This is a genomic window from Myxococcus sp. CA039A (genome assembly GCF_013336645.1).
GTDB lineage: Bacteria > Myxococcota > Myxococcia > Myxococcales > Myxococcaceae > Myxococcus > Myxococcus llanfairpwllgwyngyllgogerychwyrndrobwllllantysiliogogogochensis.
Genome location: NZ_JABUMQ010000409.1, coordinates 1 through 8,665 on the forward strand (window position 1 = coordinate 1; position 8,665 = coordinate 8,665).

At 71.0% G+C, this 8,665-nt stretch carries 8 protein-coding genes; 2 read left to right on the forward strand and 6 right to left on the reverse strand.

Annotation, left to right across the window (positions count from 1 at the left end; genetic code table 11):
• Positions 1 to 32: 32 nt before the first annotated feature.
• Both HR086_RS41615 and HR086_RS41620 read right to left on the reverse strand, forming a co-directional pair.
• Entirely contained in the window at positions 33 to 473 is a 441-nt protein-coding gene (locus HR086_RS41615; RefSeq protein WP_141647926.1) for an acetyltransferase, read from the reverse strand.
• Positions 474 to 765: 292 nt separating this feature from the next.
• Positions 766 to 1,563 (reverse strand): hypothetical protein, encoded by a 798-nt coding sequence (locus tag HR086_RS41620; protein WP_141647925.1) that lies wholly within the window; start codon positions 1,561 to 1,563, stop codon positions 766 to 768.
• Between the two features lie 158 nt (positions 1,564 to 1,721).
• Here HR086_RS41620 and HR086_RS41625 point away from each other — a divergent pair, with 158 nt between their 5' ends.
• The gene (locus HR086_RS41625) at positions 1,722 to 2,471 is read left to right on the forward strand and encodes a HEAT repeat domain-containing protein (RefSeq protein ID WP_174453006.1); all 750 of its coding nucleotides are present in this window, start codon (positions 1,722 to 1,724) and stop codon (positions 2,469 to 2,471) included.
• The gene (locus tag HR086_RS41630) at positions 2,468 to 3,208 is read left to right on the forward strand and encodes a HAMP domain-containing protein (RefSeq protein ID WP_141647923.1); all 741 of its coding nucleotides are present in this window, start codon (positions 2,468 to 2,470) and stop codon (positions 3,206 to 3,208) included. Before HR086_RS41625 ends, HR086_RS41630 begins: the two co-directional genes overlap by 4 nt.
• Before the next feature lie 21 nt (positions 3,209 to 3,229).
• On the opposite strand, the gene HR086_RS41635 is transcribed toward HR086_RS41630, so the two are convergent.
• The 4 genes from HR086_RS41635 to HR086_RS41650 all read right to left on the reverse strand — a co-directional run.
• Positions 3,230 to 3,979 carry a Uma2 family endonuclease gene (locus HR086_RS41635; RefSeq protein WP_254626674.1) on the reverse strand — a complete coding sequence of 250 codons (750 nt, stop codon included), beginning with the start codon at positions 3,977 to 3,979 and terminating at the stop codon, positions 3,230 to 3,232.
• 238 nt (positions 3,980 to 4,217) lie between these two features.
• Positions 4,218 to 7,163, reverse strand: coding sequence for a helicase C-terminal domain-containing protein (locus HR086_RS41640; RefSeq protein WP_174468395.1), 2,946 nt, complete (start codon positions 7,161 to 7,163; stop codon positions 4,218 to 4,220).
• 56 nt (positions 7,164 to 7,219) lie between these two features.
• Entirely contained in the window at positions 7,220 to 7,642 is a 423-nt protein-coding gene (locus tag HR086_RS41645; protein WP_174468396.1) for a cupredoxin domain-containing protein, read from the reverse strand.
• A gap of 62 nt (positions 7,643 to 7,704) precedes the next feature.
• A partial coding sequence (locus HR086_RS41650; protein WP_254626675.1) for a hypothetical protein occupies positions 7,705 to 8,665 on the reverse strand: 961 nt, incomplete at its 5' end.

Below are 8,665 nucleotides of genomic sequence, written 5' to 3' on the forward strand. Positions count from 1 at the left end.
ACACCGCGCCACGCCCGCGTGGGGTCCGCCCCTCAGTGTCCGTTCGCGGCCTTCTGCTTCACCACCCGGGCGGGGGCTCCCGCCACCACGGCCATGGGGGGCACATCCGAGATGACCAGGGCGCCTGCGCCAATCACCGCGCCGTCTCCCACCGTCACCGGGCCGATGATCTGCGCGCCCACGCCCACATAGACGTTGCGGCCGATGCGGGGGACTCCCGCCTCGCCGCGCCTCGGCTCCACGCTGACGTTCTGGGAGAGGAAGCTGCCTTCGCCCACTTCCACCCCCGGCGCCACCACCACGCCCACGCCGCCGTAACCCAGCCCCACGGAGGCGTGCAGGCGCGCGTCGATGTCCACATGGCAGTGCAACAACCGGTCACCCACGGCGGCCACCATGCTCGGAAGCACGGGCACACCCAGGCTCTTCAGCCGCCTCGCGGCCCGGTAGAAGGTCAGCGCGTCCGGGCCCATGCCCCACCCCGCGCCACCCCCCAGCGACCGGACGGCGTCTCAGCCTGGAGGCGGTCCTCGCCCACGCTCGCCATCCCGAGGAGGGAGGTGGGGGGAGACAGGGAAGCCGTCCAGGGTGAAGGGCGCGTCGTGGCCATCGCTCCGCGCCAATCTAGGGGACCTCCTGGCTCGGGCCAGCCGCTCGTTCGAGAGGCCCTGGGGAGCGTCCGCCAGCGAACCTCCGACGGTCCGCGCTGGCCCTGGAGTGCCACCGGGCGGACACTCGGCTCGGTGGCTCACGGGGGCGCGTGCTTCAGGAGGCCGCGCTCTCGCGCAGCCGCTTCAGGGCCTCCTCGACGTACTGGACGCCCTTGGGAGTGATGGCCTTCCCCTTCTTGGTATCCTGCGCGTAGCCGGCGTGCAGACGCAGCGCCTTCGCGGCGTTGGGGGCGGCGTAGGTGACGCCCAGCTCGCCCCAGAAGCGGGACGTCGTCCCCGACGTCACTTCCAGGTCCAGCTCCACCGCCCGGGCCAGGTACAGCGGAATCAGCGAGCGCACGAGCTGATCCTTCAGCTTGCCCGCGGAGCGCAGCTCCTCGTGACGGGGGTGTGCGCGGAGCGCTTCCATCAGTTGGCCCACGGCCTGACCCGTGTCCGCCGAGGACGCCGCCTGGGACGCGGGAGCCGCCTCGCGCTTCTTCGCGCGGGCCTTGCTCCGGGCCGGGCTCTTGCCCGACTTCGTGACGGAGGCCTTGGCGGCGGCGGGCTTCGCGGACTTCACGGCCCGGGTCTTCTTCGCCACCTTCGGGGCACGAGGCGCCGGTGGCTCGGCGGCGACGGCTTCGGCGGGAGGACCGTCCACCTCGGAGATGGGGCGCGGGCGCGGTGTGCGCTCGACGCGCGTGGACTCTGGCGCGCTGGGAGGCGCGGCGGCCACGGGGGCAGGGGACGGCGAGTTCCGCCGATCCACGTGACGGGGTGCGGAATGGTCGGCACCGTTGCGGGAAGGGGCCTGCGGGCGCGCATAGCCCAGGCGCGAACGCACCTCTTCCACCACGCCGCTCAACCCCACTTGCTGCAGCAGACCTTCCAACCGGGAAGCGAATGACACCGGGCATGCCCTCCTGGACGTGCGCACGTTACCCCAGGATGGCCCCAGGTCGGATCCACCCTGCCTACGCAAGCAGGGAAGGTGGGTGTGCGTGGACCGGGCATCCTGCAACTGTTCGTCAGCGGGCAGACGGCGCTACACTCTCCGTCGTCCCCGCCATGCGGCTGCCTGCCCTCCCCCTCCTCGTGTTGCTCGTCGTGCCCGGTGTGACCCTCGCCCAGGGGGACACCCGCCTTGCGTTCCTCGGGCGCCAACTCACGCAGGGCAAGGACCCCCGTTCGCGCTCCCAGGCGGCCCTGGTGCTGGGGGCCACCGAGGATCCGGAGGCCGTGACGCCCCTGTGTGGCGGCCTGAAGGACCCGAGCGAGCTGGTGCGCGCGGCCGTCGCCAAGTCCCTGGCGAAGCTGCAGGAGTCCTCCGCGCTGCCCTGTCTGGAGGCCCACAAGACGGAGGCGGACGCGACGGTGCAGGCTGCCGTGCGCGAGGCGGTGAGCGCGCTGAAGGAGTACCAGGCACGACCTCCGCGCTTCTACGTTTCGCTGGAGGGGATGAAGGACCTCACGCGCTCGTTGCCGGCCGAGCTGGTGAAGGCCACCGAGGCGCGGTTGCGCTCGCGGCTGATTCGCCGGGGCGCGCTGCTGGCGCCGGCCAAGGAGTCCAAGGCGGCGGCGAAGGGGGCGCTGAAGAAGCTGGGCCTGCATGGCTATCGCATCACCCCGGAGGTCCATGCGATGGAGGGAGGCGGGTTGCGGGTGGCCATCGTCTGCCTGAGCTACCCGGACCTGTCCCTGCTGGGGCAGGTGGATGTGAAGGCCGCGGGCGCGCAGCCGGCGGACCTCCTCAAGGCGCTGGTGCCGCGCGCGGTGGAGGAAGCAGCGGAAACCTTCGAGTGGAGCAACGAGACATGACGACGAGCACGACGGCGCACGCGGCGGCCCCGAAGCGGCGCTGGCGTAACTTCCTCCTGGATACGAGCTTCCAGCTCAAGCTGACCGCGTACATGGTTGGAGTGACGGTGGTGCTGTCGGCCCTGCTGGGCGTGTTCCTGGTGCGCTCCGCCTGGGCGCTGATGCGGGAGACGGCGACAGCGGTGGAGGCCCGCTCCCGGGCCGCCGAGGTCAGCCGGGAGTTGTCCGGCGCCACGCTGTCCAACGAGCTGCTCGCGCGGATGGACGACCCGACGTTCGAGGCCACCTTCCGGGAGAAGGCGCAAGGCATCGACGCGGCCTACGAGGCGGAGCGGGCCGCCATCGTCGAGCAACGCGCGGAGCTGGAGTGGCGTCAGCGCGCGACGTGGTGGGTGCTGGGGGCCTTCCTGGTGGGCTTCATCGCCGTGGTGGCGATGGGCACCATCGTCGTGACGCACCGGGTGGCCGGGCCGCTGTTGCGCATCCGGCGCATGGTGGGCGACGTGTACGAGGGCAAGCTGCGCCCGCCGCAGTACGGCCTGCGCGACGGCGACGAACTGCGGGAATTGTTCGACGCGACGCGGAGCATGATGCAGAAGCTGCGGGACCAGAGCGAAGAGGATGCTCGGGTGCTGGCGAAAGCGCTGGAGACGGCGGAGCGCTCCGGTGTGCCGGGAGAGTCGCTCGATGAGCTGCGCGCGCTGGAGTCCCGCTTCCGCGCGCGCCTGGAGGCCTGAGCCCCGCGCAGCCGTCCCCGGTCAGTGCTTCCGGGGACGCAGCTTGCGGAGCTCGGCTTTCATCTTCGCCATTTGTTGTTCGGCGTCCTTGAGGGCCAATTCCAGCTTACGTCGCTGCCGGGTCTCCGCCTGCCGACGTCGACGGGCCTCCGCTTGTCGGCGCAGCCGGGCCTTCTCCATCCGGGCCTTGAGCTGGTCAATCATCTCGGTGGACTCGAGCAACAGCGTCTCACCGGCCCAGACGAGCATCTTGTCGCCACGGACCTCGAACTCGAGCCCCAGCACCTTCGAGGTGAACCGTCCCTGCTTCGGCCGAAGGGGGACATAGGTCCTGTCCTTGGCGGACTTCAGCCGGAACCCCTCCAGTCGCTCCCGACCCGCGTCGTAGATGAAGTATTCGCGGACGCCGAGCCGCGCGTTCCGCTCCACGTTGACCACGGCGTCCTTCTTCCGGTTGCCGCCCGAGTGAACCTCCATCACCCAGTCCAGGCCCTTGCCCTCATGGCTCACCAGCCACTTCTCACGAGGGTGTGGCTCGACGTCGAACACCACCAGCAGGTCCGGCGCGAAGCGGCGCTCCCCGGGGTAATACACGGGCAGCTCCGAGCCGACGTAGGCCTTGCGCCGCCGATGACGGAAGTGATGCCTGAGCACATCGAGCACCCGGTGCTTCGCGTCTTGATGCAAGTCCCCCTCGGGCGGCGACATCTCCCGGTACGTCACCTCCGCCGGCAGTGACTCCACCACCTGCGCCCTCTCCTCGGGCCCCATCGCGTCCCACGCCTCCTGGGTGGGCGCCCGAGGGAAGGCGTCACCACGAACTCTGTCCGCGTGCCGTCCCATGCTTCAAAGCGTGGAGTTGGCAGCCTCGCGCGTCAATGCCCGAGGCGGATGAGCAATGCGTGGGCCATGCACAATCGCGCGCGCTCTGAAGCAGGAATCAAGCAATGCGCGTGAATCGTGTTCCAGGACTCCGTGAAGGAGTCCACGGGAGCGGACTTGTGAAGCTTCACGGTGGCGAGGCCACGTCCACGGTGAGCCCCGTCTGCTTGAGCACGGCGTGGATGCGCAGGCGCGCCTGGGCCCACGGAAGCGCCTCCACGCGATAACCGTCGAGCGCTTCCATGAGGTGCGCGCGGTAGCTCGGGTGGCCCGGGTCCGCGACGATGACGACGCCTCGGTCCGTGGTGGAACGGATGAGTCGACCCACGCCCTGGCGCAGGAGCAGCAACGCGCGTGGCAGTCGGTACTGGAGGAAGCCCTGGTACTCGCCACCGGAGCGGGCCAGCGGCTCCTCACGCGCGGCCACCAACGGACGCAGCGCGGGCTCCAGCGGGAGCTTGTCGATGAAGACGCAGCCCACGCCCCGGCCTGGGATATCCACGCCCTGCCAGAAGCTCTTCGTGCCCAGCAGCACCGTGCCCGTGTCGCGCTCCTGCCGAGCCGCCAGCGAGCGACTGTGTCCGCGCGACTGCCGCAGCACTTCGATGCCCAGCGGCTCCAGTCGGCTCCGCGCTTCCGCGCCCACGCGCTCCATGCGCCGCGTGGAGGCGAACAGGCCCAGCAGCCGTCCACCCATCGTCTGCGCGAGGCCCGAAATCCGCGTCGCGGCCCACTCGACAAACGGGTCCTCGTGCGCGCGCGGCGCATCGGTGACGAGCACCACCAGCGCCTGCTCGTGGAGCTGAAAGGGAGACGGTGCGCGCAACAGCCGAGGGGCAGGGCGGTCTCCGCGTCCATCCAGCCCCAGCCGCTTCAACACGAAGGGCGTTCCCGAGCCGTGGCTCGTGGGACCCAACGTGGCCGAGGTCAACACCAGCGCGCGCTTGTTCGCCGCGAAGTCACGCGACACATGGAACGACACGTCCACTGGCTGCGCGCCCACGTTCCATCGCTGTCGCCGAGGCTCGGCTGTCGCGGAGTAGCACCGTCCCGCCGCCGCTTCGCCCGAGAGCTCCTGCGCCAGCGTCGCCAGTTCGCCCAGCTCCGTGGTGGCACCGGACAGTTCGCGCTCCAGCGCGGGCATCCGCGCGGCGAGCTCCGGCAGGGCCTCCAGCACCCGCACCGCGAGCAGCGTGTGCAGCGCCTGCAGCGCGCCGCGCACCAGCTCCAGGCCGTCACGCACCGGCTCCCACGTGGGCAGCGCGCGCACCGCCTCCGTCACGCGCAGCTCCGGCGCATACGCGCCCTCGTCGGGGTCCTCTCCCGCGGTGGTCGCCGAGGGCTCGCACAGCTCTGTCACCCGCGAGCCCAGGTCCCGCGCCTCGTCCATCAGCCGGCGCAGCGCGTCCTCCACCTGGCCCATCAGCGCGCGCGACTCCTCGCGACGCGACGCGGAGAGGGCGCGCCGCAGCTCCGCGAAGAGGCCGTGGCGTCCATCGCGTCCGTGCAGTCGCTCGGTGAGCCGCTGGAAGGCCAGGTCCGACAGCTCCACGGTGAGGGCCGTGGTGGCCACGTCCTCCACCTCGTGGGCCTCGTCGAGGACCAGATGCTCCAGCTTCGGGTAGCGCGCCGGCCACGCGAAGGCGAGGGACTGGTTGATGACCAGCACATCCGCCTCGCGCGCCTGGGCCACGGCCGAGTGGTAGAAACACCGGTGGTAGTGCGGGCACTTCTCGCCGAGCGTCGTCGCGGCCTCGGAGCGCACCGCGGGCGTCAGGCCCATCAGGACGGGGAAGCGCTCGCGGAACCAGTGGCTCAGCCGGTCCATGTCGCCATCCACACTGCGGCGCAGGTACGCGCGCAGGTAGGCGCGAGGCGCGCGAGCCGAGTGCCCCATGCCCGGCTCCACGCGCGTGGCCTCCAGCGCGCGGCGTCGGCACAGGTAGTTCGACTGTCCCTTGAGCAGCGCGTAGCCGAAGGTGCCGCCCATCGCCTTGTGCAGTCGAGGCAGGTCCTTCTCCAGCAACTGGTCCTGGAGTGTCTTCGTGTGCGGGGCCACGCCGACCTTGCGCCCGTTGCGCGCGGCGAAGAGGGCCGCGGGCGCCAGGTACGCGAGCGACTTGCCCGTGCCCGTGCCCGCCTCCACCGCCACCTGCTCACCGTCCGACAGCGCGCGCGCCACCGCATGCGCCATCTCCAGCTGCGCGGGCCGACTCCGGAAGCCCTCCTCCATCCGCTCCAGCGCGCCTCCAGCGCCCAGCACCGCCGTCACCTCGTCGGCCCGCACAGGCAGCACCGGCGTGTCGGTCTCGGGCTCGGGCAGCGAGGGGACACCGGCTGCTCGCCGTCGCTCGGGCTTCCCGCGAAGGAAGCCTTGCGTCTCCAGCGCCAGCGACGCGGGCGCGGCGCGACAGGTGTCGCTCAGTCGCGACAGCAGCTCCAGCAGCGGCCACTCCTCGTAGTCGAACGCGCCGCCGTCCGTCTCTGGAGGCCCCAGCCGCCGCGCGGCCCGAGGGTCCAGCGTGGCCAGCAGGTCGGAGACGTCCTCGCCCCGGCCCTCGCGCACGAAGCGGTCCATCGTCTGCACGAGCACGGCGTGCACTGCTTCGCAGTCGGACAGCGCGCGGTGCGGTTGGCGGATGCCCAGCCCGGCCCAGCGCAGCAGCGACTCCAGCGAGTGGCTGGTCAGCTCCGGGTGCAGGTAGTGCATCAACTCGCACGAGTCGAGCACCGGCGCGCGGATGGGACCCAGCAAGTCCGGCAGGAAGCCCTTCTCGAACGGCGCGTTGTGCGCCACCACCGTCCAGCCCGTGAGCCGACTTCGCAGCTCCTCGATGTCAGTCCCGAAGCGAGGCCGACCCTCCAGGTCCGCGTCCGTCAGGCCCGTCAGCCGTCGGATGGTGAGAGGCAGGGGTCGCGACGCCGAGTACAACCGCGCGAAGCGGTCCACCTCGCGTCCGTTCTCGAAGAAGAGACACCCCAGCTCGATGATTTCGTCGGCACGTGGATCCAACCCCGTGGTTTCGAGGTCGAGGAAGACATGCCGCGTGAAAAGCTCCGCCGCGCCGCCCATGCAGGGCCGGGAGACTAACGCTTCCCGGCGCGGTGCCCAGATTTCAGCCTACGTCTTCAGTCCACCAGGAAAACGCCGGAAATCATCTTCCCCATGGCACACCCGTAGACGAGTTTTCCGGACTCCTTGGGTGTGAAGGAGATGTCCACCGGCTGGTTGAGCGGCAGCGGCGTGTTGATGTCGTAGCCGTCCATCACCACTTCGGTGGCGCACGTCTGGTCCGTCTTGCGCGTCACCACCAGCTTCACCGGCTCGCCCTTCTTGAGCGTCACGGGGCTGGGCTCGTAGCCCTTCTCCGTCACCGTCAGCTCCACCACGCGCACGCCGTTCTCCCGCTTCTCGGGGACGGTGGGCGCCGAGGAGGCCGCTTCGGCGGCGGGCGTGTCCTTGGTGCATCCCTGCTGCGTGGCGCCCACCATGGCGGCCGTCGCGGCGAGCGCGAGCCAGGGCTTGATGATGCGGGAGAAGAAGGGGCGCATGGGGTGCCTCGAACGAAGAACTTGCGAAGGTGAAAGGGGCGGCGCCCCCGACGTCAGGGCCCTCAGGCCTCGTCGACGGGAGCGCTCGCGGGACCCGGCTCGAACCGGAGCAGGGCGTGGAGCGGGACGAAGACCTCGTGGCCCGGCTCACCCAGGAGCAGGTCGAACCGGCCCACGTGCATCAGCGGGAGCTGGAGCGTGATGCCGTTGCGCAGCACCAGCTTCACCGTCTCGCCCAGGTGGTCCAGGAACGCGCGCGGGTCCGAGTACGGACGCTTGTCCGGCTGACGCGCCACCGTGGAAGGCTTCTGCGTCAGCTTGGCGTCACGCTCCAGGCCGGGCAGCAGCCGTTCCCACTCAGCGCGCCGCGCCAGCAGCACCACCTGCAGCTTCTCCAGCCGCCCGGTGCGCTCCAGCGTGAAGGCGATGGGCTCCTCCGCGACGAGCGTGTCCAGCAGCGAGCGCTCCGCCAGGACGACGGAGACCTCCACCTTGCCGGCGATGAGGCCGCCGAGCAGCTCCGCCACCACGGCGTTGTCGACCTCGCCGCGGGCCTGCTTGATGGCCGCCTTGCGCTGGGTGCGCTCCTTGCGCGCCATGAACTCCGCCACCGTCATGCCGCTCTGGAGCACGCCGAAGGCATCCCCCAACGACAAGCTCGGCGTCTGGCCCATCAGCTCGTAGACTTGGTCGAAGCGCTTCGCCTCTTCGGCGTGCAGCTTGCGCCAGATGCGGGCCTTCATCTTCCCTTCCAGCTCCCCCTTGGCGATGCGCGCGGGCACATGCTCGCGCTGCGCCAGCGCGAGGATCTGCTCGGGCGTGGGCGGAGGCCGGGGCGTCGAGGAGCGGAAGCCCCCCGGCCGACCACCGAAGCCGCCCGGACGCGCACCGGGTCCCCCCGGGCCTCCGGGTGCTCTCGGCGCCAGTGGACGGGCCCCTGGCGTCACGCTCGCCGGACGCGGCGAGGGTGCGGGTGCCGCGCCGGTGGGCCGGGGAGCGGGCAAGGGGGCGGCGGTCGTCGGC

Coding starts and splice junctions, on each gene's coding strand:
- HR086_RS41615 (WP_141647926.1), bottom strand. CDS start 473: ATGGGCCCGGACGCGCTGACCTTCTACCGGGCCGCGAGGCGGCTGAAG.
- HR086_RS41625 (WP_174453006.1), top strand. CDS start 1,722: ATGCGGCTGCCTGCCCTCCCCCTCCTCGTGTTGCTCGTCGTGCCCGGT.
- HR086_RS41630 (WP_141647923.1), top strand. CDS start 2,468: ATGACGACGAGCACGACGGCGCACGCGGCGGCCCCGAAGCGGCGCTGG.
- HR086_RS41635 (WP_254626674.1), bottom strand. CDS start 3,979: ATGGGGCCCGAGGAGAGGGCGCAGGTGGTGGAGTCACTGCCGGCGGAG.
- HR086_RS41640 (WP_174468395.1), bottom strand. CDS start 7,163: ATGGGCGGCGCGGCGGAGCTTTTCACGCGGCATGTCTTCCTCGACCTC.
- HR086_RS41645 (WP_174468396.1), bottom strand. CDS start 7,642: ATGCGCCCCTTCTTCTCCCGCATCATCAAGCCCTGGCTCGCGCTCGCC.